Annotated in this window: 20 protein-coding genes; 1 reads left to right on the forward strand and 19 read right to left on the reverse strand. The window is 68.5% G+C overall.

Annotation, left to right across the window (positions count from 1 at the left end; genetic code table 11):
- Positions 1 to 159 precede the first annotated feature (159 nt).
- On the forward strand, positions 160 to 1116 hold the full coding sequence (locus ACLQ3J_RS18695) for a hypothetical protein (RefSeq protein ID WP_378527444.1): 957 nt from the start codon (positions 160 to 162) through the stop codon (positions 1114 to 1116).
- A 94-nt stretch (positions 1117 to 1210) separates the two neighbouring features.
- On the opposite strand, the gene ACLQ3J_RS18700 is transcribed toward ACLQ3J_RS18695, so the two are convergent.
- The 19 genes from ACLQ3J_RS18700 to ACLQ3J_RS18790 all read right to left on the reverse strand — a co-directional run bounded on the left by ACLQ3J_RS18700 (position 1211) and on the right by ACLQ3J_RS18790 (position 24495).
- Positions 1211 to 1705, reverse strand: a complete 495-nt coding sequence (locus ACLQ3J_RS18700; RefSeq protein ID WP_169620152.1) for a hypothetical protein — start codon at positions 1703 to 1705, stop codon at positions 1211 to 1213.
- Between the two features lie 121 nt (positions 1706 to 1826).
- Positions 1827 to 3164 (reverse strand): DNA polymerase IV, encoded by a 1338-nt coding sequence (locus tag ACLQ3J_RS18705; protein WP_296549080.1) that lies wholly within the window; start codon positions 3162 to 3164, stop codon positions 1827 to 1829.
- Between the two features lie 53 nt (positions 3165 to 3217).
- On the reverse strand, positions 3218 to 6394 hold the full coding sequence (gene ileS, locus ACLQ3J_RS18710) for an isoleucine--tRNA ligase (RefSeq protein WP_425904129.1): 3177 nt from the start codon (positions 6392 to 6394) through the stop codon (positions 3218 to 3220).
- 284 nt (positions 6395 to 6678) lie between these two features.
- The gene (locus ACLQ3J_RS18715; RefSeq protein ID WP_425904130.1) at positions 6679 to 6924 is read right to left on the reverse strand and encodes a hypothetical protein; all 246 of its coding nucleotides are present in this window, start codon (positions 6922 to 6924) and stop codon (positions 6679 to 6681) included.
- A gap of 45 nt (positions 6925 to 6969) precedes the next feature.
- Positions 6970 to 7809: a DivIVA-like cell division protein Wag31 gene (locus ACLQ3J_RS18720; protein ID WP_169620155.1), complete on the reverse strand. Its 840-nt coding sequence runs from the start codon at positions 7807 to 7809 to the stop codon at positions 6970 to 6972.
- A gap of 151 nt (positions 7810 to 7960) precedes the next feature.
- Positions 7961 to 8251, reverse strand: coding sequence for a YggT family protein (locus tag ACLQ3J_RS18725; protein WP_169620156.1), 291 nt, complete (start codon positions 8249 to 8251; stop codon positions 7961 to 7963).
- Between the two features lie 113 nt (positions 8252 to 8364).
- Positions 8365 to 9024: a cell division protein SepF gene (locus ACLQ3J_RS18730; RefSeq protein WP_169620157.1), complete on the reverse strand. Its 660-nt coding sequence runs from the start codon at positions 9022 to 9024 to the stop codon at positions 8365 to 8367.
- A 31-nt stretch (positions 9025 to 9055) separates the two neighbouring features.
- Entirely contained in the window at positions 9056 to 9796 is a 741-nt protein-coding gene (locus ACLQ3J_RS18735) for a YggS family pyridoxal phosphate-dependent enzyme (RefSeq protein ID WP_378527447.1), read from the reverse strand.
- Positions 9793 to 10530: a peptidoglycan editing factor PgeF gene (pgeF, locus tag ACLQ3J_RS18740; protein ID WP_378527480.1), complete on the reverse strand. Its 738-nt coding sequence runs from the start codon at positions 10528 to 10530 to the stop codon at positions 9793 to 9795. Before pgeF ends, ACLQ3J_RS18735 begins: the two co-directional genes overlap by 4 nt.
- A gap of 17 nt (positions 10531 to 10547) precedes the next feature.
- Positions 10548 to 11747, reverse strand: coding sequence for a cell division protein FtsZ (gene ftsZ / locus ACLQ3J_RS18745; protein WP_169620160.1), 1200 nt, complete (start codon positions 11745 to 11747; stop codon positions 10548 to 10550).
- Positions 11748 to 11934: 187 nt separating this feature from the next.
- Entirely contained in the window at positions 11935 to 12594 is a 660-nt protein-coding gene (locus ACLQ3J_RS18750) for an FtsQ-type POTRA domain-containing protein (protein WP_169620161.1), read from the reverse strand.
- A gap of 68 nt (positions 12595 to 12662) precedes the next feature.
- Positions 12663 to 14192 carry a UDP-N-acetylmuramate--L-alanine ligase gene (gene murC / locus ACLQ3J_RS18755; RefSeq protein WP_169620162.1) on the reverse strand — a complete coding sequence of 510 codons (1530 nt, stop codon included), beginning with the start codon at positions 14190 to 14192 and terminating at the stop codon, positions 12663 to 12665.
- Positions 14189 to 15343, reverse strand: coding sequence for an undecaprenyldiphospho-muramoylpentapeptide beta-N-acetylglucosaminyltransferase (gene murG, locus ACLQ3J_RS18760; protein WP_169620163.1), 1155 nt, complete (start codon positions 15341 to 15343; stop codon positions 14189 to 14191). Before murG ends, murC begins: the two co-directional genes overlap by 4 nt.
- A complete protein-coding gene (gene ftsW, locus ACLQ3J_RS18765) occupies positions 15340 to 16770 on the reverse strand; it encodes a putative lipid II flippase FtsW (protein WP_169620379.1) in 1431 nt (476 codons plus the stop codon). The genes murG and ftsW overlap by 4 nt, the downstream gene beginning before the upstream one ends.
- A 68-nt stretch (positions 16771 to 16838) precedes the next feature.
- Positions 16839 to 18335, reverse strand: coding sequence for a UDP-N-acetylmuramoyl-L-alanine--D-glutamate ligase (murD, locus tag ACLQ3J_RS18770; protein ID WP_169653069.1), 1497 nt, complete (start codon positions 18333 to 18335; stop codon positions 16839 to 16841).
- Between the two features lie 4 nt (positions 18336 to 18339).
- Positions 18340 to 19419 (reverse strand): phospho-N-acetylmuramoyl-pentapeptide-transferase, encoded by a 1080-nt coding sequence (gene mraY, locus ACLQ3J_RS18775; protein ID WP_169620165.1) that lies wholly within the window; start codon positions 19417 to 19419, stop codon positions 18340 to 18342.
- On the reverse strand, positions 19416 to 20945 hold the full coding sequence (locus tag ACLQ3J_RS18780; protein ID WP_296549068.1) for a UDP-N-acetylmuramoyl-tripeptide--D-alanyl-D-alanine ligase: 1530 nt from the start codon (positions 20943 to 20945) through the stop codon (positions 19416 to 19418). Before ACLQ3J_RS18780 ends, mraY begins: the two co-directional genes overlap by 4 nt.
- Positions 20942 to 22603, reverse strand: coding sequence for a UDP-N-acetylmuramoyl-L-alanyl-D-glutamate--2,6-diaminopimelate ligase (locus ACLQ3J_RS18785; protein WP_425904131.1), 1662 nt, complete (start codon positions 22601 to 22603; stop codon positions 20942 to 20944). The genes ACLQ3J_RS18780 and ACLQ3J_RS18785 overlap by 4 nt, the downstream gene beginning before the upstream one ends.
- A 119-nt stretch (positions 22604 to 22722) precedes the next feature.
- Positions 22723 to 24495 carry a peptidoglycan D,D-transpeptidase FtsI family protein gene (locus tag ACLQ3J_RS18790; protein WP_296549103.1) on the reverse strand — a complete coding sequence of 591 codons (1773 nt, stop codon included), beginning with the start codon at positions 24493 to 24495 and terminating at the stop codon, positions 22723 to 22725.
- Positions 24496 to 24554: the final 59 nt, after the last annotated feature.

Raw genomic sequence — 24554 nt, forward strand, 5'->3', positions numbered from 1 at the left:
GGGGTGCCGCTACCGCGTCGGGCGTGGGCGTCTCCACCGCCCTCGGCACAGCGGGATCGCCCGCGGGATCGGGGCGGGAAGCTTCGTCAGTCACCTTTACATCATCCCCTACCCGCACGAGTGAGCGGTCACCCCTCCCGCCGTGGCTACCCTGGTGATGTGCCTGTGCTGTCCAGATTCCCTCACCCGAGGCCGTGTGCCCTCGCCGCCGTTCTCTCCCTCGCCGCGTTCGTCACCGGATGCGGCGATTCTTCGGAGGGCGCCCCTGCTACATCCGCGGCGACATCCTCCGAGGTGACGGTGCCCGTATCCGCGGTGACGACCACGGTGTTGGAGGCGGGCAGCGAGCCCCGCGCGGTGGTGCGGCTCGCACCTCCGGCCGACGTCGAGCAGAACGTCGTGCTGACCACCCGCTCGGAGGTGTTCCAGCAGATCGACAAAGAGCCACGTCAGGACTTCTCCACTCCCGAACTCAACCTTCCCCTCGCCGCGTCGGTGACGCAGGCGGTCTCCGACACCCAGCCGAGCACGCTCGTCGACATCGTTCTCGGCGAAGGGACGTCGCCCGATCCGATGCTCGCGTCGGCGCTCGCCGACGCTGCCGGCTCCCGGGCCGGGCTGACGGTCGCCCCGACCGGTGCGATCAGTGCACTCCGATTGGCGCCGACGGTGGAAACGGCGAACGTCGCCCGCTCCGCGATCGAGCAGGCGTTCTATCAGTCCGTGTACCGCATGGTCTCGTTCCCGGACGCCGAGATCGGCGTGGGCGCGGTGTGGCAGATCCGTCAGCAGGTGATGAGCGCCGGCGTCACGATCGACCAGGTGAGCACCGCCACGCTGGTCTCCGACGACGACGAGCGCGTCACCGTCGACGTCCGGGTCGAGCAGACACCGCAGGGCTCGGTGTGGATGCTGCCCAACGGACAGGGCCAACTCGACATCGAGCACTACACGATGGCCGGGGAAGGCAGCATGACATTCGATCCGATGCTTCCGTTGCCCGTCGAGGGGACACTCGTGCTGTCGGGCGACCAGGTCTACGTCGACCCCGACGTCACCACCCGGCTCGCGCAGTCGCAGGTCGACCGCGTGGAATGGCACTCCCCCGAGAACTGAGCGGGTCCGAACAGCGAAAAACGGTGCCCTACGCGGAAATCCGCGTAGGGCACCGTTCTGTGCCTAACCCTTGTATCAGGGTCGGGCAGGGATATCAGGGGCAGGCAGGGGTCTGCAGCTGCGCGGCCGCGACGATGCCGCAGGCGTTGTTCTTCGACAGCTTCCAGACACCGTCCTCCGCGACGAAATCGACGGTGCCGGTGGCGACCTGGTCGCCGAGCTGGGTTTCGATGCCGGCGGTGGCGGTGCCGTTCTCGTTGTCGTTGACGTCGATGATGGTGATCACCGCACCGGCCTGCTTCGCAGCGATGGCGACCTGGTCGATCAGGGTGGGATCGAGCTCGGCGCCCTGCACCAGGTCGGTCTTCTCCTCGGCGGGCACGGTCTCGTCGAACGCGCGGTCGAGCGAGGCCTGCAGTTCCTCCGGGGTCGGGACGGGCGGGTAGTCCGCAACGACCTCGGTCGTCGTGGTTGCCGTCGTGGTCTTCGCGGTGGTCTCGGTGCTACCTCCGTCATCCGAGCTGCAGGCGGACATCGTGAGGGCGGCGGCGAGCGCCACCGTGGCCACGGTGATCTTGCGAAGCTTCAACTTGTCGTCCTTCTCGTTTCTCGGTCGTGCACGAGTATTCGTGCCCGGTTCATCCGGTTGCGATCGTCCGCAACAGTACCCGGCGGTAGTAAGAACACCGTGAGGGTAGTGAGAACCCGTGTCAGTTCAAGCTCGCCAGCGGATCGGCCATCTCGAGACGCGAGTCGTCTTCAGGGAGTGTACGAGCAGGTCCCGGTCCCGTCGAGCGGGTCTCGAATCGCACGGTGACGACCCCGTGGCCCGCTCCCTGCACCCACCCGTGCCCGTATTCGGGATGGAACACATCCGTTCCCGGACGCCACCGGTCCGCGAGCACCGGCGCGATCGCCGGGAGATCCGCGTCATCGGCGACGGTGTCCGGCGCATCGCCGTCCGACCGGTCCAGTTCCGGGAACAAGGTGTCCTGCACCGACGCCGACAATCCGGCGAAGCCGACCCCTACGAGGCGGATCGGGCCGATGTCGAGCGGGTCGAGGGAGAGCCGTTGCGCGGCCGCGGTGAGCACCTGCAGGTCTTCGGTGGCGTACGGCAGCGTCGAGGACCGGGTCAGCACCGACATGTCGGATTTCCGCAGCTTGAGCACCACCGTGCGCGCGGCACGACCGTCTTTGCACAGCCGGGTGTGCGCCGCGAGCGCACTCGCCGAGATGGCGCGTCGCAGGTCCGGGAGCGCGACGATGTCGGTGGCGTAGGTGGTTTCGGCGCTGATCTGTTTGGCTTCGGCCCGCTCCGCGACGGGCCGGTCGTCGTGCCCGTTGGCGAGCCGGTGCAGCCCCGGGCCCACGGTGGGCCCGAGGATGGACGCGGCTTCCGCGACCGGCATCGATGCGAGATCGCCGATGGTGTCGATTCCGAGCTTGCGCAGCCGCTCTTCCGAGACCGGTCCGATACCCCACAGCTTGCGGACCGGAAGACCGTGCAGCAGCGCCAATTCCTCGTCGGGCGGAACGACGAGAAGTCCGTCGGGCTTCGCGAGACCCGACCCGATCTTGGCGATCTGCTTTCCCGAACCCGCCCCGATGGAGGCAACCAGTCCGGTGCGCTCGAGCACGTGTGCGCGCAGTTCCGTGCAGAACCGCTCGACCTCGGCGGCGGACGCTCCCGCGAGCCCGGTCGGTTCGGCGAACGCTTCGTCGAGGGACAGGGTCTCGAGCACCGGCACGTGGGCACGCAAGGTCTCGAACACGACCGAACTCAGGTGGTGGTAGACCACCCCCCGCGGTGGCAGCACCACTGCCGACGCTCCGATGAGCCGGCGTGCGCGGCTCATCGGCATGGCGGAGCCCGCGCCGTACACACGAGCCTCGTAACTCGCGCCCGCGACGACGCCGCGGGCACCGAGCCCACCGACGAGCACCGGCCGACCCCGAAGGGTCGGCCGGGTCAGTTGCTCGGCGGACGCGAAGAACGCGTCGAGGTCCAGGTGCAGAACCCAGCGCCGACTCACGGAGGCGGGCACATCTCCAGGTTAGAGCCCCACACCGACGCGCTCACGCCTGCCCGCCCGCGCATTCACGCCTTGGTGATGGACGCGCGGACTCCTTCACCCAGCTCGATCGAGTCCGGTCCGGCGGGGCCGAGGTCGAACGTCGTCGCGAGGACTTCACCGGCGATCAGATCACGGTGCCGGGCCGCCCACTCGGCGCGGTCTGCGGGAACCTCGAACTGCACCGAGATCCGGTCGGACACATCCAGACCCAGGTTGCGGCGCGCGTCCTGCAGCTCCCGGATGCGGTCCTTGGCCCAGCCCTCGGCCTCGAGTTCCTCGGACACGGCCGTGTCGAGGACGACGAGCCCGTTGCCGTCGGGCAGTGCGGCGGTCGATTCCGGTTCCGCCGCGACGAGCCTGCTCGTGTACTCCTCCGGCAGCAACTCGATGCCGGCTGCGGTGACGACGCCGTCCTCGGACTCGGTCCAGTCCCCTGCCTTGACTGCCTTGATGACCTTCTGGACGTCCTTACCGAGGCGCGGTCCGGCGACCCGTGCGTTCACCGCGATCTCGAAGCGGCCGTGCGCTTCCACGTCGTCGGTGGTCACGACCTTCTTGACGTTGACCTCGTCCTTGATCAGGTCGACGAACGGTTCGAGGTGCGCCGAGCCCGGGGTCGCGACCGTGACGAGCGGCAACGGCAGCCGCACGCGGAGATGCTGTGCCTTGCGCAGCGACAGCACCGTCGAGCAGACACCGCGAACCTCGTCCATCGCGGTGACGAGCGCGGGATCGGCGGGCAGTTCCTCCGCGGTGGGCCAGTCGGCGAGATGCACCGAGCGCTCGCCGGTCAGCCCACGCCAGATCACTTCGGTGGCCAGCGGCAGGAGCGGCGCCGCGAGCCGCGTCACGACTTCGAGGACCGTGTGCAGGGTGTCGATCGCGTCGCGGTCCTCGTCCCAGAACCGCGAGCGGGACCGTCGCACGTACCAGTTGGTCAGTGCGTCACAGAATGTGCGCAACTCGTCGCAGGCACCGGCGATGTCCACGGCCTCGAGCGCGTCGGTGATGACGTCGCGGGTCTCGGCCAGCTTGGCCAGGATGTACCGGTCGAGGACGTTCGACGAGTCGGTGCGCCACGTTCCGGGGGTCGACGCGTACAGCTGCAGGAAGCTCCATGCGTTCCACAGCGGCAGCAGCGCCTGTCGCACGCCCTCGCGGATGCCCTGCTCGGTGACGACCAGGTTGCCGCCGCGCAGGATGGGCGACGACATGAGGAACCACCGCATGGCGTCGGAGCCGTCGCGGGAGAACACCTCGTTGACGTCGGGGTAGTTGCCCTTCGACTTGCTCATCTTGAGGCCGTCCTCGCCGAGGACGATGCCATGGGCAGCAACGGTTTTGAACGCCGGACGGTCGAACAGCGCGGTCGCGAGGACGTGCAGCGTGTAGAACCAGCCGCGCGTCTGCCCGTTGTACTCGACGATGAAATCGCCGGGGAAGTGCGAGTCGAACCAGTCGGTGTTCTCGAACGGGTAGTGCACCTGCGCGAACGGCATCGAGCCCGATTCGAACCAGCAGTCGAGCACCTCGGGAACCCGGCGCATCGTCGACGCCCCGGTGGGATCGTCGGGATTGGGCCGGGTGAGCAGGTCGATCATGGGCCGGTGCAGATCGTCGGGCCGCACGCCGAAGTCACGCTCGAGTTCGTCGAGCGAGCCGTAGACGTCCACTCGGGGATACTCCGGGTTGTCCGACACCCAGACCGGGATCGGGCTGCCCCAGTAGCGGTTCCGGCTGATGTTCCAGTCGCGTGCACCCTCGAGCCACTTACCGAACTGTCCGTCGCGGATGTGTTCGGGCACCCAGGTGATCTGCTTGTTCAGCTCGACCATGCGGTCGCGGAACTCGGTGACCGCGACGAACCACGACGGCACCGCCATGTAGATCAGTGGCTGGCCCGAACGCCAGGAATGCGGGTACGAGTGCTCGATCGTCTCGTGGCGCAAGAGTTTTCCGGCGGCCTTGAGGTCCTTGATGATGACCGGGTTGGCGTCGAAGACCTGGAGGCCCTCGTACGGCGGCACCATCGAGGTGAACTTGCCACCCGGGTCGAGCGGCTGCACCAGTTCGATGCCGTTGCGCTGGCAGTACTCCATGTCCTCTTCACCGAAAGCCGGTGCGAGGTGGACGATTCCGGTACCGGAGTCGGTGGTGACGTAGTCGGCGGCGATCACCTGGTGCGCGTTGTCCCGGCCGACGAAGAAATCGAACGGCGGCTCGTACGCGAGACCGACCAGATCCGCTCCGGTGTACTCGGCGAGCACCTCCGGCTCGTCTCCGAGCTCGCGGCTGTAATGGCCGAGCCGGTCCTTCGCGAGCAGATAGGTCTTGGCCTCGTCACCGCTGCCCGCCCGCACCGCGACATAGGTGATGTCGGGGTGTACCGCGATCGCGAGGTTGGACGGCAGCGTCCACGGCGTCGTGGTCCAGATCAGCGCGTTCGCCCCGTCGAGCTCGCTGCCCGGTGCCCGCAGCACCATGTCCACGGTGACGGCCGGGTCCTGACGCATCTTGTACGCGTCGTCGAGACGGGTCTCCTGGTTGGACAAGGGAGTCTGCTCGTACCAGCTGTAGGGCAGCACGCGGAAACCCTGGTAGATCAGGCCCTTGTCGTACAACGACTTGAACGCCCACATGACCGACTCCATGAAGTCCAGGTCCAGCGTCTTGTAGTCGTTGTCGAAGTCGACCCACCGGGCCTGCCGGGTGACATAGTCGCGCCACTCGCCCGTGTACCGCAGCACCGACTGCTTGCAGTACTCGTTGAACTCCGCCAGACCCATCGTGTCGATCTGCGACTTGTCGGTGATGCCGAGTTGCTTCTCCGCCTCGAGCTCGGCGGGAAGTCCGTGGCAGTCCCACCCGAATCGGCGATCGACCCTCTTGCCGCGCATGGTCTGGAACCGCGGCACGAGGTCCTTGACGTACCCGGTGAGGAGATGGCCGTAGTGCGGCAGACCGTTCGCGAACGGCGGGCCGTCGTAGAACACGTAGTCCTCGGCGCCGGCGCGGTGCTCGAGCGACGCCCGGAACGTGTCGTCCTTCGCCCAGTGTGCGAGGACCCGTTCCTCGAGGTCGGGAAAGTCGACGCCGGAATCGCGCGGGAGCCCGTAGTCCACTCGGGGATACCCGCTGCCTTCCACCGGCGTCGCCGTGGGTTCCGGGGTGCGATCCGATGCAGCGTGATTGTCGGTCACAGCGTTGATACCTCCGTGCCTGTGTCTTCCGGCACGGGGACGATCACCGTGCCCTTCGCACGGTCACCGCGGTACCACCCCGCTTGCTCGCTCCTGCGGAACGAGCCACTCGTTCTTCGGGCTGTGACGGGCCCACCCGTTCGGTTCTACTGAGCGGTGCCCACACGAGCGGTGCATCGCTGTTCTTCCGAAGGCTCCCCGGTGATGGCCGGATCGACGCCGCCCCGCTGTGCGGGGGTACTGCTCATCTTCGACGATTGTGCGCTTCCCATTGTAGGGAGCGATCACTCGTCCGAGGAACCCTGGTCTTCCGGGGCCTTCTTCGGCGTGCGAGACGTCGAGCGGCCCGTTCGGGCGGCGCGATCGCCTGCCGACGCGTTACGCGCGCCGAGTGCGCTGACCAGCAGGAGCACCGCCCCCACCACGCACACCGCGATGCAGCCCCACGCCCACACCACCGAACCGGTCATCAGCGCAATGACGAGAAGACCGAATCCGATTGCTGCGAGCACCAGCGTCACGACCAGCACGACGCTCCTCCTCAACCGCGGGGCAACAGCGACCGTAGAGCTCGGTCAGTTGGTGCCCTTCGCGAAGGACGTGGAACCGAAGGACGAGGAATTGGACTGATTGAACGCATCCTGGCCGCCGTCGACGGGCACCGCGGAGCCACGCTGCTCGAGTTCCTCGAGCTGCGATTCGAGGTACGACTTCAGGCGGACGCGGTACTCGCGCTCGAACGTCTTGAGCTGCTCGATTCGTCCTTCCAGCACCGAACGCTGCTGGTTGATCGTCGCCATGATCTCGGTGTGCTTCTTCTCCGCGTCGGCTTGGAGGGCATCGGCCTTCTCCTTGGCCTGACGCAGTTGCGTCTCGGACCGGGTACGCGCATCCGACAGCATCGCGTCGGACTTCTGGCGTGCGTCGGCAATCATCGCTTCGCTGCGCGTCCGCGCGTCGGAGACGAGCTGCTCCGAGTTCGTCCGCGCGTTGCGTACGAGCTCTTCGGCCTCGGTCTTGGCGTCGCCGGTGAGCCGGTCGGCCATCTCCTGGGCAAGTCCGAGCACCTTGGCGGCCTGCATGCTGGCGTCACCGCTCGTCGGCGCGGCAGCCGCCACGGGCGCCGGCGTCGGTGCGGGTTCCGGCTTCGCAGTCTCGACCACCCGTGCCGGCTCGGGCTTGGCCTGGGCTGCCGGAGCGGAGGAGGCCGAGCGCGGGGCCTTCTTGGCCTCGGCCAGTTCCTGGTCGAGTTCGGCCACGCGCTGACGGAGGTCGGCGTTCTCCTCGATCAGGGAGGTCAATTCCTGCTCGACGAGATCGAGGAATGCGTCGACCTCGTCCTCGTTGTATCCGCGCTTCCCGATAGGGGGCTTGCTGAACGCGACATTGTGCACATCAGCTGGTGTCAGCGGCATGGAAGGGTCCCTTCACGCGTCAAATAAGCGGTCAAGCAGGCGTTCGGTGTTATCGACAGTGCGTCACGCGTATCAAAACTCACTGTATCCGGCTTCCCATTCTGGCACATCGCGGTCGTCACGAGCCTCGTGGCCGCGCCGGGACGGCGCGTCATACAACCCCGCCACGCGGCAGGAACGCCATGAGGAAGTACACGATGAACAGCAGGACCATGATCGAAAGGTCGAGCCGGACACCGCCGAGATTGAGCGGCGGAATCAACCGCCGCAACAACTTCACCGGCGGATCGGTGACGGTGAAGATTGCCTCGAGCACCACCACGACGAAACCCGAGGGCTTCCAGTCCCGAGCGAAAGTCCTGATGAACTCGACGATGATCCGCCCGATCAGCAGAAGCCAGAAGATGAAGAGCAGGAACCAGAGCACCTCGAATACGGCCACGTTTCCACAATGCCCGACGAACACAAGCTAGCCAAACCGAAACGCCCGGCCTGCAGTGATCTGCATCATGGCCGGGCGTGTTCGCGAGCCGTGAGGGTGACGGCGCGCGTCGGTTACTGCTGGTTGTAGAAGCCGGTCTCCGCGATGCGCTTGCGTTCTTCGGCGGAGACGTCGATATCTGCGGGCGAGAGAAGGAACACTTTCGTCGCGACCTTGTCGAAAGAACCCCGCAAGGCGAAGGCGAGGCCGGCCGCGAAGTCGACGAGTCGCTTGGCGTCGGCGTTGCTCATCTCCACCAGATCCATGATCACCGGCGTGCCATCGCGGAACCGCTCGCCGATGGTGCGTGCCTCCCCGTAATCCCGGGGTCGCAGGGTGGTGATCTTCGACAACGGTCCACCTTCGTCGAACAGAGCGCCGCGGCGGGGTTCCACGCGGTCGAGTCGAGCTTCGGCGCCGAGCGCCGAACGGGCCGGCACACGTGCCGGCGCTACGGATCGGGGTGCCCGCGCCGTGATCGGCTCGACCCGGGGAGCCCGGGCCGGCGGTTCGTAGCGATCGAAGTCGTCGTCCGCGAATTCACGGACGCTGTCGTCACGCCGGACGGGCGGGTACTCGTCGCGGTGCGACGGGGCGTACGAGGAGTACGGCGGTTCGCCGTAGTCGCGATCCCGCTCACGGCGCGCACTCGACGGATCATCGAGGTAATCGTCCTCGTAATCCTCGAGCGGCACCATTCCGAAGTAGGCCTTGAACTTGTGGAGCGTGCTCATCGATCGCCCTTCCCTCACGTGGCGGTTCCCATCAGGCTAACGGCCGTATACCCAGCACAGCCGTTCCGACACGCACACAAGTGGATCCCCATCGCACCGCGTGTTCAAGATCACCCGACATGCCCGCCGACAGCTCCGTCGCGCCGGGATATCGCTGGAGCAACCGCGCGTGCAGTTCCGCCAGGCGTTCGAAGGCCGCGTCCGGTTCCCACCCGAGTGGCGGGACACCCATCACTCCCCCGAGTTCGAGCTCACCGGAATCGGCGACGGCATCGGCAAGGGAGTCCAGTTCGTCGGCGACCACCCCACCGCGCTCGCGGTCGCCGTCGAGGCTGATCTGGAGCAGCACCCGGACCGGCGTGGAGCGTTCCCCTGAATCTTGCGCGGCGGCAGCACCTTTGGCGAGAGCGCCGGCGAGCCGAAGACTGTCGACCGAATGGACCGTGTGCGCCCAGCGTGCGACGGCACGCGCCTTGTTCCGTTGGAGTCGGCCGATCATGTGCCACTCGACCTCGTCCGGCACCCTCTCGCGGAACTGCGCGATCTTCGCCGCCGCCTCCTGCTCCCGGGACTCCCCGAAAGCGCGGCAACCCAGTTCGTGGAGCAAAACCGCATCGGTGACGGGAAAATATTTGGTCACCACCAACAGTGAGACCTCCGACGGATCGCGTCCTGCCGCGCGGGCTGCAGCAGCGAGACGCTCTCGCACCGCCTGCAATCGGCCGGAAAGCTCCACGCGGCGATCCTGCGGGGATTGTTCGGCCGAGTTCACGCCGGGTCCTCCTTCGCACCGCCCGCGGTGGTGTCCTCGAGCCAGATCACCGAGGCGAACCGGCCGGTGGGCGCACTGCGCCGGTGGCTGAACAACATCGGATCCTCGATCGTGCACCGCGGGTCCTCGGCGACCGAGGTGACACCGTGGTCGAGGAGTTGCCTCCTCAGTCCCGCGCGGAGGTCGAGACCGGGTGTGCCACGGGCTGTTCGGGTGGCGCTGCCGGGGAGATGCGCCTCCACGTCGTCACGCATCGCGGCCGGAACCTCGTAGTTGGCCCCACTGGCGGCCGGACCGAGCAGCGCGGCAATGCGTTCCGGTCGTGCGCCGAGATCGCGCATCACGTCGAGTACGCGCGGGAGGATCCCGATCCGGGCACCGACACGCCCCGCGTGCACCGCCGCGATGACCCCCGCCTCGTCGTCCGACAGCAGAATCGACACACAGTCGGCGCTGAGGGCAACGAGGGCAAGATCCGTCGCCCGTGTCACGAGGGCGTCGGTTGCGGGAACCTCCCCCTGCACCGGGCCGTCCACCACCGTCACGTTCCGGCTGTGGATCTGCTCCATCCAGACGAAGCGTTCTTCGGGCAAGCCGATCACCGATGCCAGCCGGCGACGATTGGCGGCCACAGCCGCGGGATCGTCGCCGACATGGCCGGCGAGGTTGAAACTGTCGTAGGGCGGGGCCGAGATCCCGCCGGCTCGTGTGGTCACGACCCGGCGAGAACGCAACCCGGTGTGCGAATCGGTCAACGGCGCATGAAGATCGGCACGTCCACGTCGTCGCCGTCGTCCTCGTCGTCGACGGGACGCGGCTGAGCGCCACCGGTCGTCGGCGGAAGACCGCCGCCCACCGGCGTGGAAGCGGGTTCCCGGGACGAGACCGCGTCCGCGTTCTCACGCTCGGAACGGCCGAGTTCACCGGCCCGACCGGCCCCGATGCCCGCGGAGCGGGTGGTGGTCTGTGCCGGCTGAGCGGATTCCACCGGTCGGCGGGCGGGAGTGCCGGCATCGAAGCCGGCGGCGATTACGGTGACCCGCACCTCGTCTCCGAGCGAGTCGTCGATGACCGTGCCGAAGATGATGTTGGCGTCGATGTGCGCGGCTTCCTGCACGAGCGATGCCGCTTCGTTGATCTCGAACAGGCCGAGATCCGAACCGCCGGCGATGGAGAGCAGCACGCCCCGTGCGCCTTCCATCGACGCTTCGAGCAGCGGCGAATTGATCGCGGCCTCGGCGGCCTTGATCGCGCGACCCTCACCCCGCGACGAGCCGATACCCATGAGTGCGGATCCCGCGCCGGACATCACGCCCTTCACGTCGGCGAAGTCGACGTTGATCAGACCCGGGGTGGTGATGAGGTCGGTGATGCCCTGAACGCCGTTGAGGAGCACCTCGTCGGCGGAACGGAAGGCGTCCATGAGGCTCACCGCGGCGTCCCCGAGCTGGAGCAGCCGGTCGTTGGGGATCACGATGAGCGTGTCGCAGGATTCGCGCAGCGACTGGATGCCGTTGTCTGCCTGGCTCCCGCGCCGCTTGCCTTCGAACGAGAAGGGACGCGTGACGACGCCGACGGTGAGGGCGCCGAGTTTGCGGGCGATGCTCGCGACGACGGGTGCGCCACCGGTGCCGGTTCCGCCGCCCTCGCCGGCAGTCACGAAGACCATGTCGGCGCCCTTGAGCACCTCTTCGATCTCGTCCTTGTGGTCCTCGGCGGCCTTGCGGCCCACCTCGGGGTCGGCGCCGGCGCCGAGTCCGCGGGTCAGTTCACGGCCGACGTCGAGTTTGACGTCGGCGTCGGACATCAGCAGAGCCTGCGCGTCGGTGTTGACGGCAATGAACTCGACTCCTTTGAGTCCCTGCTCGATCATGCGGTTGACCGCGTTCACGCCGCCACCGCCGATACCGACGACCTTGATTACGGCGAGGTAGTTGTGCGGGGGCGTCATGGGCTCTCGCCTTCCTGGGTTTTCGGGTCACGCTTCGATCAATCGATGTCGCCGCCACCGTGAAAACCCTCAACCATAGCTTGAAGGTGATGTCAAGTGCGCGACTGGTTCGAAACGCTATGGCACCACAACGGGGATTTGCTAGTGGACTCGCCGGAGAGAGCGCACGAATTTCGCGGCGATCTCCTCAGCGGACCGTCGGGAGGTCCGGGCTGGCGACATCGAACTGCTGACCTGGCTGGGTGAGCAACGGAAGAATCACCGCTGCCTTGCGTTCCGATCTTTCCACACTCCCCCACACCACCACCCGGCCGTCCGCCAGAACGAGCGAGATATCCGTCTCCGAGCGGGCTTCCACGGCGTCGACCTGCACACCGAGTTCCGGTGGCAGCACGTCGAGCACGCGCACCGCGGCCACCGTCGCGGGATCGCCGGTGCCCGGTGTCGCGGTGACGAGACGGGGAGTCAGGAGCGGCGGTGGTTCGACCGCGAAATCGACGCCCTCGGCGTCGACCGAGTGGGTGCCGTCGGACGCCTCGAAATACAGGACCGCTTGACGCTCGGTGACTGTCACCCGCACCGACGACGGGTACTCACGCTGCACCCGGACGGACGCCGCACGCGGGAGAGTCGCGACGCGCTGCGCTGCCGCGGCGGTATCGACCTGGAGCAGCGGTGTGCCTTCTGCGACCGCGAGCGCGTCGAGCACCTCTTCCCGTGTCACGACGCCGATTCCTTCGACGTCGATGGTGCGCACCGACAACAGCGGCGAGAACCAGGCGACGGCGATCGCGGCGAGCAATGCCACCACGACACCGGCGCCGAGGAACACCGTTCGCACCCGCACGGAACGACCCGACGGGCGCCGGGCGGTGTTGCGGTCGCGTCGATCCCGCGTTCGGGTGGAGGAGGGCGTCACGAGCCTGCCGACTCCGGTCCGGAAGCGGTGGACCGGAACCGGCTGGGCCGGCTGTGCAGGGCGTCGAGAATCTGCCGGCCGAGCATCGTGACATCGCCCGCGCCCATGGTGATCACGATGTCACCGGGTCGGCTGAGGTTCGCCACCTGACGGGGCACCGCGGACAGATCCGGTTGATAGTGCACCGGTTTGGTCACCGCCCGCGCGACCAGTGCGCCGCTCACCCCCGGAATCGGTTCCTCACGGGCTCCGTACACGTCGAGGACGACCACCTCGTCCGCGAGATCGAGCGCGGCACCGAACTCGGTGGCGAACGTCTCTGTCCGCGAATACAGATGGGGCTGGAACACCACGATCACCCGGGGACGTTCCGTCCCGGATTCGGTGTACCGCAGCGGTTCCCCCGCGACCAGTTCGGCGGCTGCGGCCAGAACGGCCCGGACCTCGGTGGGATGGTGCGCGTAGTCGTCGAACACCCGCACGCCGTGTTCGCGGCCGGTGTACTGGAAACGGCGGTGTACCCCACCGAATCCCGCGAGACCCTCGATCGCTTCGTCGACCTGGGCACCGGCGTCGAGTGCCCCGAGCAACGCCGCGAGAGCGTTGAGCGCCATGTGCCGGCCGGGCACCGACAGGCGCACCGTGCGCGGACCCTCTTCACCGGTGAGATGGAACTCGGCGACACCGCCGATGTCCTTGGCTTCCCAGTCCAGCAGTCGCACGCCCACAGGCACGCCACGGTATTCGGGATCCGTGCCGATGACATCGGACGTGCCGTACCCGAGGATCCGCAGGTCGCGGCGGCCCGACGCGACGACACGCTCGGCGAGCGCGGCCGAACCCGGGTCGTCGAGACACACCACGAGCAGCCCACCTTCGGGCAGGCGCGCGACGAAGTCGTCGAACACGCGGGTGTAGGCCTCGGGAGTGCCGAAGTAGTCCAGATGGTCGGGCTCGATGTTCGTGACGATGATGGTGTCGGGGTCGTACTGCAGGAGCGAGCCGTCGCTCTCGTCGGCCTCGGCGACGAAGACGTCCCCACTGCCGTGATGGGCGTTGGTGCCGGATTCGTTGAGTTCACCGCCGACCGCGAAGGACGGGTCGAACCCGCAGTGCTGCAGCGCGACCACCAGCATCGACGTGGTCGAGGTCTTGCCGTGCGTACCGGAGACGAGGAAGGTCCGGTGCCCGCGCATCAACGATGCGAGGACCGTAGGCCGCAGCAGGATCGGGATACCGCGCTGCCGTGCCGCGACCAGTTCGGGATTGTTCTGCGGGATCGCGGCGAACGTGGTCACCACCGCGGTCGGACCGCCCTCGAGCAGGTCGAGGGCACCGGCGTCGTGCCCGATGCGAACCTGGGCGCCGCGCGCTCGCAGTGCGAGCACGCCGCGGCTCTCCTTCGCATCCGACCCGGATACCTGTCCGCCGCGAGCCAGGAGGATGCGTGCGATACCGGACATTCCGGCGCCGCCGATCCCGACCATGTGCACCCGCTGGAGTTCTGCGGGCAACTGCGCACTCATCGTTCGCTCCTGTTCGGTTCCGTACCGGCCACGTCCAGCACGATTCGTGCCACTTCGTCGGCGGCACTGCGGTGTCCGGCCGCGCCCGCACGCCGGCCCATCTCGTCGATTCGCTGCCGGTCGCGCAGGAGCGGGACCACAGTGCCGGCGATGTACTCGGGCGTCAGATCGCCGTCCGCGACAATCATCGCACCCCCGGCGGCGGCGACGGGACGGGCGTTGAGTGCCTGTTCCCCGTTTCCGTGTGGAAGCGGCACGTATACCGCGGGCAGTCCCACGGCCGACACCTCCGCGACGGTCATCGCACCCGAACGGCACACGACGGCGTCGGCCGCCGAGTAGGCGAGGTCCATGCGCTCGAGGTACGGCACCGCGACGTACGGCGCGGTCGCATGGCCGGGATGGGAAGGAACGCTCACGGTGTTCTTCGGACCGTGCGCATGCAGCACGGCGATCCCCGCCTCGGCCAGCGCGCCGGATGCCCCGACGACTGCCTCGTTGATCGAGCGTGCGCCCTGGGATCCGCCGAAGACGAGCAGTACCGGCACGTCGTCGGGCAGCCCGAAGTGGCGGCGCGCCTCAGCCCGCAGCGCACGACGGTCGAGACGGGTGATGGACGAGCGCACCGGAATACCGACGATCTGCGCGTCACCGCGGCGGAGGATCCCCGATCCCGGCACTGCCGCGAGTACCCGTTCGGCGCGCAGCGCGCCGATCCGATTCGCAATACCGGCGCTCGCGTTGGCCTCGTGCACGATCACGGGGATGCGACGCCGCCTCCGGAGCGGTCCGGCGCCGGCGGCGAGATAGGCGGGCAACGCGACGTATCCACCGAACCCGACGACGATGTCGGCATCGACCTCGTCGAGGATTTCGCGGGTGCGGCGCACCGAGGCCACCACACGGGCGGGCAGCTTCGCCAGGTCGAGGGTCGGCTTGCGGGGCAGGGGCACCGGCGGGATCAGCTCGAGGGGATACCCGCGCCGCGGCACGAGCGTCGTCTCCAATCCGCGCGCGGTGCCGAGCGCGGTGATCCTCGCATCGGGCACGAGTTCCCGGACGGCATCGGCCACGGCGAGTGCCGGTTCGATGTGGCCGGCGGTCCCACCTCCGGCCACCACCACGGACAGGGCAGACTTCTCCCCACTCACCTACGATTCCCTCGCTCTCCGGTTCGTCCATTCGCACCGCGTGTGGTGCGGGCGGTCTTCTGACGGGCGGCACGGGCCGATTCCCGTGCGGGTTCGGCTCTGCGCGTGGGTGCGCCGTCCACCCGGGCGGGCGCGCGGCGCGTCCGGGTACCGGCACCGGCAGAACGGCCACGGTCGTCGCGGCCGGCGGCCCGCGGGTCTCCACGGCGCTGGGCTGCCCGTGCTGTGACGGTACGCGTTCCGCCCCGGGGCGGCAGGTACGGTTCCGGTTGCCGCAACCGGATCAGCCGCGCGAACCGGCCGTCCTGGCCCGCCTGGAGTGCGGCGATGGCCTCCGGTTCGTGGCGGGCAGCATTGGCGATCAGCCCGAACATGAGAAGTGTCGTCGCGGTCGAGGTGCCACCGGCGGACACCAGCGGCAACTGGAGACCCGTCACGGGGAGCACACCGACGACGTAGCCGATGTTGATGAAGGCCTGGCCGATGATCCAGGTGGTCGCCGTGGCGGTGAACAGACGCAGGAACGGGTCGACCGACCGCATCGCGATGCGGAGCCCGACGAAGGCGAACAGGCCGAACAGGCCGATGACCGCGGCGCCGCCGAGAAAACCGAGTTCTTCGCCGATGATCGCGAAGATGAAGTCGTTGTGCGCGTTCGGAAGGTAGCTCCACTTCGCGCGGCTCTGGCCGAGGCCGCGGCCCCACAGCCCCCCGTCCGCCAGCGAGAACTTGGCCTGGCGTGCCTGATATCCGATGCCCTGGGGGTCGTCGCCCGGATTGAAGAAGGCGCGCACGCGCTGTGAGCGGTAACCGGCGGTGACCGCGAGGATCGCCGCGAGCGCGACCGCGGTCCCGAGCATCCCGAGGTACACCTTGAGCGGCAACCCGGCGAACCACAGCAGCGCCAGCACGATGATGACCAGCGACACCGTGGTACCGAGGTCGGGCTGCAACACGATCAGCCCCGTCACGACCAGCGCGGCGGGGAGGAGCGGGACGAGCATCTCCTTGAGCGTGGAGTTCTCTGCGCGTCGCGATGCCAGCAGGTGGGCGCCCCACAATGCGAGCGTGATCTTGGCGACCTCGGACGGCTGCAGGGACACTCCGAAGACGACGAACCAGCCTCGTGTGCCCTGCGAGAGGGTGCCGATGCCGGGGATGAGCACCAGGACGAGCGCGGCGACCGACGCTGCGAATGCGACGAACGAGTACTTGCGCAGCAACCGGACCGGTATCTGCAACGCGATATAGAAGATGACCATGCCGATCGCGGCGAAGACCAGCTGGGAGGTGAACAGCCCGTAGGCGGACCCCACCGACACCACGGCCCCGACGCTGGACGACGACAGCACCATCACCAGGCCGAGCACGGTGAGCAGCACGGCGATCGTCACCACGAGGTGGAACGATGCGAGTGGCCGGGCCATCCACGCGCCGAGCCGCCCGCCACGGGCCTCCACGGCCGGACGTCGGGACGCTCGGCCTGGCTTCGAGATCACCGCTCGGTCCCGCCCCGGCGGAGTTCTTCCACAGCGGCGACGAAACTGCGACCGCGTTGCGCGTAGTCGGCGAACATGTCGAGCGACGCGGCGGCCGGTGCCAGCAACACCGCCTCACCGGGCCGGGCGAGCGCGGCGGCCTCCTGCACGGCGACACGCATCGCCGTGGGGGCGTCGGCGCCGGGCACGGCGACTCGTCTCGGTCCGGCCTGCCCACGCGCCTCTCCGGCGAGCTCACTGGTCATCGCACCATCGTCGCGCGTGTCCACCAGCACCACGGGGACCTCGGGTGCGTGTCGCGTGAGTGCGTCGGCAATCTCCCCGGCGTCACGTCCGAGCAGCACCACCGCGGAGAGCCGCGGTGCCACTTCGACCACGAGATCGTCGACGCGGGCGCCTTTGAGGAGGCCTCCAGCGATCCACACCACGCGATCGTGGGCGAGAAGTGAACTGCGCGCGGCGTGCGGGTTGGTGGCCTTCGAGTCGTCGATGTAGTGGACCTGGTCGACGACCCCGACGGGTGCGGCGCGATGCGGCCCGACCCGGTGCCGCAGCAGTCCGTCGTGCACGGCCGATTCCGGGACGTCGATGGCACGGGCGAGCGCCGCTGCCGCCAGCGCATCGGACAGGCCCGCGGGCCCCGGCGGTGTGACGTCGTCGACGGACGCGAGCACCGCGGAGTCCGCGAATGCGCGGTCGACGAGAACGTCGCCGCTGATCCCGAGTTCGCCGGCATCGGGATAGCCGAGCGTGAATCCGACGGTGAAGACGGCGCGCGATCGGTCGCGCAGCGACCCTGCGATGGGGTCGTCGAGTCCGAGCACCCCGACGGTCCCGGTCAGCGCGCGAAGCTTCGCCTCGATGTAGTTCTCGATGCCGCCGTGCCAGTCGAGATGGTCTTCGGCGATGTTGAGGATCACGCCGGCGTCGGGCCGCACCGACGGAGCCCAATGCAGCTGGAACGACGACAGTTCGACGGCCAGCACGTCCGCGCGGGGCTCACTGCGGCGAAGCACGTCGAGCACCGGCAGACCGATGTTGCCGCAGGCCGCGCTGGGGATCCCGGCAGCCTCGAGGATCGCGTGCAGCATCGTCGTCGTGGTGGTCTTGCCGTTGGTGCCCGTCACCACCAGCCACCTGCGGGCAGGACCGTAGATCTCCGCCCGGTCGATGCGCCACGACAACTCGATATCGCCCCAGATGGGAAGGGCGGCACCGGCCGCCCGCGACAACAGCGGTGCGCTCGGCGGAAAACCGGGGCTCGTGACGACCAGGGCGAAATCACGCAGCGACGTGTTGTCTTCGAGCAGGCGGTCCAGCTCGACCGTGTCGGCTCCCAGTTCGGCGCACCGTGCCAGCGCATCGGCGTTGCGGTCCGTGACGGTGACGTGGGCGCCGAGATGGGACAGCGGCGCGATCGTCGCCCGGCCCGACACCCCGGCACCCGCGACGAGGACGCGGGCTCCGCGCAGTCGCTCGAGATCGTAGGTCATGGCGTCAGTCCCCGATCGCCGCGAGGTACTCGCTGTAGAACAGGGCGAGGCCGATCGCCGAGGCGATGGCGGCGAGCAACCAGAACCGGATGATGACCGTGGTTTCCGCCCATCCGCCGAGTTCGAAGTGGTGGTGGAACGGCGCCATGCGGAACACGCGCCGTCGGCTGGAGCGGAACACCGCCACCTGGATGACCACCGATGCGGCTTCGGCGACGAACAGCGCGCCGATGACGACCATGAGCAGTTCGGTACGGGTGGTGACCGACAGACCGGCGAGCATCCCGCCGAGCGCGAGCGAACCGGTGTCGCCCATGAAGATCTTCGCGGGAGCGGCGTTCCACCACAGGAAGCCGATGCACGCGGCCGCTGCGGCCGCGCACAGCAGCGCGAGGTCGAGCGGGTCGCGGACGTCGTAGCACCCGGCGGTCGGTTCGACCACGCACGCGTTGCGGTACTGCCAGAACGTGATGATCACGTACGCACCGAGCACGAGCGCCATCGATCCCGCGGCGAGCCCGTCGAGCCCGTCCGTGAGGTTCACCGCGTTCGACCACGCGCTGACCAGCAGATAGACGAAGAGAATGAACACGATCGAACCCATCGACACCGTGGCGATGTCGCGCACGTACGACAGGTCGGTGCTGGCGGGCGTCAGTCCGTCACTGTTGCGGAACTGCAGCGCGAGGATGCCGAAGGCCACGGCTGCGACCAGCTGGCCGACGAGCTTGGCCGTCTTGTTCAGACCCAGGTTGCGCTGCTTGCGGATCTTGATGAAGTCGTCGAGGAAACCGACGCCGCCCAATGCGGTGGTCAGGCCGAGGACGAGCAGGCCCGACGCCGTGGGTCCCTGAGCGTCGTAGCCCAGGCCGATCAGGTGCGACCCCCAGTATCCGGCCCACAGGCCGGCGAGAATCGCGACGCCGCCCATCGTGGGCGTGCCGCGCTTGGCCTGATGGCTCTGCGGGCCCTCCACCCGGATCTCCTGGCCGAAGCCCTGCCGGGAGAAGGCTTTGATGAGGACCGGGGTGAGCAGGATCGACACCGCAAGTGCGATACCTGCGGCAAAGAGAATCTGTCTCACCGGGCGTCCTCCGTCCCCGTAGCAGCGGTGTTGTCGGCGGGGTCGCCGAGCAGCGCATCGGCCACCGCCCACAGTCCGACCGATTGTGACGCCTTGACGAGAACGATGTCGCCCGGCTCCAGTTCTTCACGGAGGAGAGCGATCGCCGCGTCCGCGTCGGGCACGTGGCAGGCTTCCTCGCCCCAGGATCCTTCCATCACAGCGCCCTGGTAGAGGCCACGGACCTGTCTCGTGGGTCCGACCGCGATGACGCGGCTGACGTCGAGCCGGACCGCGAGGCGGCCGATCGCGTCGTGCTGGACGACGGAGTCGTCGCCGAGTTCTGCCATCTCGCCGAGCACCGCGAAGGTGCGGCGACGGGTGTTTCCGGCTCGCGCCATCGTCACCAGTGCTTTGATACCCGCCCGCATCGAATCCGGGTTGGCGTTGTAGGCGTCGTCGATGATCGTGACGCCGTCGGCGCGCGTGCGCACCGCCATACGGTGCGCCGATACGGGCGATGCGGCGGCGAGAGCGCCGGCGGCCTGCTCGGGGGTCGCACCGCACTCGACCGCGACGGCGAGGGCCGACAGGGCGTTGGAGACCTGGTGCTCACCGTGCACCGCGAGGGTCACCGGTACGCGGCGCTCCCCCGCGTCCTCGCGGAAGACGGCGGTGAACGACGCCCTCGCCTCGTCGTCGAGGCGCACGTCCTCGGCGCGGATATGGGCAGTGTCTCCGCTGCCGACCCACACCACGCGTGCCGTTGTCCGCGCTGCCATCTGCGCCACGAGGAGATCGTCTGCGTTGAGCACCGCGACGCCACCCTCCGAGGCGTCGGGCAGTGCCTCGACCAGTTCGCCCTTTGTTTGGGCGATGACTTCCTGCGACCCGAACTCGCCGAGGTGCGCGGTGCCGACGTTGAGCACCACGCCGATCTTCGGCGGTGCGATGGCGGCGAGTGTCGCGATGTGCCCGCGACCACGCGCGGACATCTCCAGCACGAGGAACCGGGTGTCCTCGGTGGCGCGCAACGCCGTCCACGGATGACCCAGTTCATTGTTGAACGATCCGGGCGGGGCGATCACCGGGCCGAGGGGTGAGAGCACCGCCGCGAGCAGATCCTTGGTCGACGTCTTGCCGGCAGATCCGGTGACGCCGACGACCGTCAGCCCGCGTGCGGTGAGGGTGTCGACGACCGACCGTGCCAGAGCGGCCAGCGCCGCGAGGACCGCAGCGCCCGAACCGTCGGCGTCGTGCTCGAGGGCGAGCGCGTTGGTGTCGGTGGGGGCGAGCGCCGGCACCACGATCGCGGGAACACCGACCGGTCGCGCCGCAAGCACCGCGACCGCCCCGGCCTCGATCGCTGCGGCCGCGTGGTCGTGGCCGTCCGACCGGGCGCCGGGCAGCGCGAGGAACAGGCCCCCGGGGCCGATCTTCCGGGAATCGAACTCCACCGTGCCGGTCACCTCGGCGGACGGATCATCGGTGTCGTAGAGCGTTCCCCCGACCACCTCCGCGATGCGTTCGAGTGTCATCGGGATCATGCAGTGCCTCCGTGATGCGGACCGCCCACAGCGGGCGGGATGTGACCGTCGTACCCGGAGGTGCCGCGGCGGTCGATGGACGCGGCCAGCACCTCTCGGTCGTCGAAAGGATGCTTCGTGCCGTCTATTTCCTGACCGGTCTCGTGGCCTTTACCGGCGACGAGGACGACATCCCCCGGGCGGGCCCACTGCACGGCGGCATCGATGGCGGCCGCACGGTCGCCGATCTCGAGGATGTCACCGCGTTCGGTGTCGGGGACGGCCCATGCCCCGTCGAGCACCGCCGCGCGGATCGCGGCGGCGTTCTCGCTGCGGGGGTTGTCGTCGGTGACGATGAGCAGATCGGCTCCGCGAGCGGCGACCTCGCCCATGAGCGGTCGCTTACCGCGGTCGCGGTCTCCTCCGGCCCCGACGACGACCGCGATCCGGCCGGTGGCGCTGCCGCGCAGAGTGTCCACCACCGCCGAGAGAGCCGCGGGTTTGTGGGCGTAGTCCACGATCGCGAGAAAGTCCTGTCCTCGCTCGACACGTTCGACCCGGCCGGGAACCGAGACGGTGGCGATGCCGCGGATCGCGGCGTCGAGGTCGGCGCCCACGGCAGCGCAGATCGCTGCCGCCAGGGCGGCGTTGGTGACGTTGTACCGCCCGGGCAGAGCGACCGACATGCGGTGCCCGTCGCCGGCGGGTCCGGTCAGCGTGAAGTCCTGCGCTCCGTCGGGGTCGGTGGTCGGGTCGGAAACCGTCCAATCGGCCGGGGTCCCCGGTGCGGTGCCGAGCGTCCACACCGCGTCCTCGCCGGCGCGGCCGGTCGCGGCGACCTCGGCCATCCGCTCGCCCCAGGGATCGTCCACGCATACCACCGCGCGGGCGGCTCGCACCGGGGAGTCGTGCGCGAACAGTCGCGCTTTCGCGCCGAAGTAATCCTCGAAGTCCTTGTGGAAGTCGAGGTGATCCTGCGACAGATTGGTGAACGCACCGACGTCGAAGTCCGTGGCGTCGACGCGTCCGAGCGCCAGCGCATGGCTCGACACCTCCATCACCACGGTGTCGACACCGCGTTCGAGCATGACGGCGAACAGAGCGTGGAGTTGGGGAGCTTCCGGCGTCGTCAGGGCGCTGGGTATCCGGATGCCGTCGATGCGGGTCTCGACGGTGCCCACCAGACCGGCGACATGCCCGGCCGCGGACAGCCCCGCTTCGACGAGATAGGCGGTGGTCGTCTTGCCGGAGGTGCCGGTGATGCCGACGACGCGCATCCGGCGGGACGGATGTCCGTACACCGTCGCCGAGGCAGCGCCCAGTACCGAACGAGGATCAGGATGCACCAGGACCGCGACGGGGCCGGACGCGACCGCAGCGACGAGGTCGCATCCCTCCGCATCGGTGAGGACGGCGACGGCACCCCGGTCGAGGGCCTCGGCTGCGAAGGACGCGCCGTGCGCGCGTGCACCGGGCAGGGCCGCGAAGATATCGCCGGGTCGGATGCCCTGTGCCCGGAGATCGATGCCGGTCACCGAGGTGTCCCCGGCCGGCGCTTCGTTCCCCACCGCGGTCAGCTCGGCGCCGATCGCGGCGGCGAGATCCTCGATCCGCGTCACCGGTGGATGTTCGGGCCGACGGCCCTCCTCCGGAGGCGTCGGATCCGGACTCGATGACACAGGCACCAGGTTCCTCTCACTATCGCCGCAGCGTCTCGCTGCCGGGCTCAACGGTTGCGTTCGTTCCGGCGTATCACGTTACCGACGTGCCGGGGCAAGGGCAGCAGGCGGTCGGACGATCAGTCGATCTGCAGGATCAACTTGCTCCCCGGATCGGTGGACAGCGGCACTCCGGTGCGCTGCAGCAACCACGACGCGATGTCGCGGAACAGCGGCGCGGCCGATTGACCGCCGGACCCGTCGGCACTGCGCGTCGGTGCGTCGAGCATGATCCCGACGACGTACCGAGGATCGTCCGCCGGGGCGATACCGGCGAAGGTGATCCAGTAGTCCGAATTCGAGTAGCACTTGCAGTTCTGGTCGATCTGCTGGGCGGTGCCCGTCTTACCCGAAATCTGGTAACCCTCGATCGCGGCTCCGGTGCCCGTCCCGCGCTGGTTACCGGTGTCGTCCTGCACCACCGACCGGAACATGTCGCGCACGGTCGCGGCGGTCTGCGGGCTCACGACACGCACCGGGTCCGGCCGCGGTGTCTCCTCGCGAGACCCGTCCGGTCCGATCGTCGCCCGGACGATCCGCGGAGGTACGCGTTCGCCGTCGTTCGCAATCGCCTGGTAGATGCTCGTCATCTGCAACAACGTCATCGACAGGCCCTGCCCGATGGGCAGGTTCGCGAAGGTGCCACCGGACCACTGCTCGCGGCTGGGTACCAGGCCGGCGGATTCGCCCGGCAGGCCCACCTCGGTGCGCTGCCCGAGTCCGAACAGGTTCAGCATTTCGGCGTAGCGGTCCTCACCGACCCGCTCCGCGAGCATCAGTGTGCCCACGTTCGAGGACTTTCCGAACACGCCGGTCGTGGTGTACGGGACCACCCCGTGGTCCCACGCGTCCTTGACCGTGGCACCGGACATGGTGATGGTGCCGGGCACCTGGAGTACCTCGGCGGGGGTGGTGAGGCCGTCCTCGATGGCCGCGGCAGCAGTGATGATCTTGTTCACCGACCCGGGCTCGAACGGGGAACTCACCGCGAGGTTGCCCTGCTCCGCGTCGGGCGGGTTGTTGGCCACGCCGATCGACGGGTCGAACGTGTTGTCGTTGGACATCGCGAGCACCTGGCCGGTGTGCGCGTCCAGGACGACGGCCGACGCGTTCTTCGCACCCGACAGGTCGCGGGCACGTTGCACCTGCTGCTGGACGTAGTACTGGATGTCGTTGTCGATGGTGAGTTCGACGGACGATCCGTTCACGGCGGGTTGCCGGTCACGCCAACTGCCCGGGATCACCGCACCGTCGGAACCCCGGTCGTACGTCGACGAACCGTCCGTACCGGCCAGCATCGAATCCATCGAGGCTTCGAGGCCGATGAGACCGTGTCCGTCCCAGCCCGTCGCGCCCACGATGTTCGCGGCGAGGGAACCGCCCGGATACAGCCGGATGTCCTGCCGTTCGAGACCGACCATGTCGTATTCCTCGACGATCTCGGCTGCGACACCCGGGTCGACCCCGCGCGCGAGATAGACGAAACTCTCGTCGCTTTCGAGTTTCTCCAGCACGTCCTTCTCGGGTGCCGCCGTACCGAGTGCCTTGTGCACTGCCTTGGCGACGCCCTCGAGGTATTCGTCGGTCGCAGGCGCCGACGGGTCCTTCTCGCGTGCTTCTTCCAGTTCTTTTCGGACGCGGACCGGTTGAAAAGTCAGCGCTTTCGCTTCCATCGTGTAGGCGATCGGGTTCCCGTTGCGGTCGCCGATCGTCCCCCGGGTCGCAGGTTCGACGAGACGGGTGGTCCGCTGGCTCGCAGCCTCGGCCGACAGCGTCGGCGCTTGGAACACCTGGACCACCAGCAACTGCACGGCGACGGCGGCCAACGCCAAGAACATGACCCCGCGCCCGATCCGGTTCCGGAACTCGAAGCCGGTGGAGCCACCACGAGCCGGAGCCTGTCGAGCGCGTC

It is taken from the genome of Rhodococcus sp. DT1 (assembly GCF_049844875.1).
GTDB lineage: Bacteria > Actinomycetota > Actinomycetes > Mycobacteriales > Mycobacteriaceae > Rhodococcus.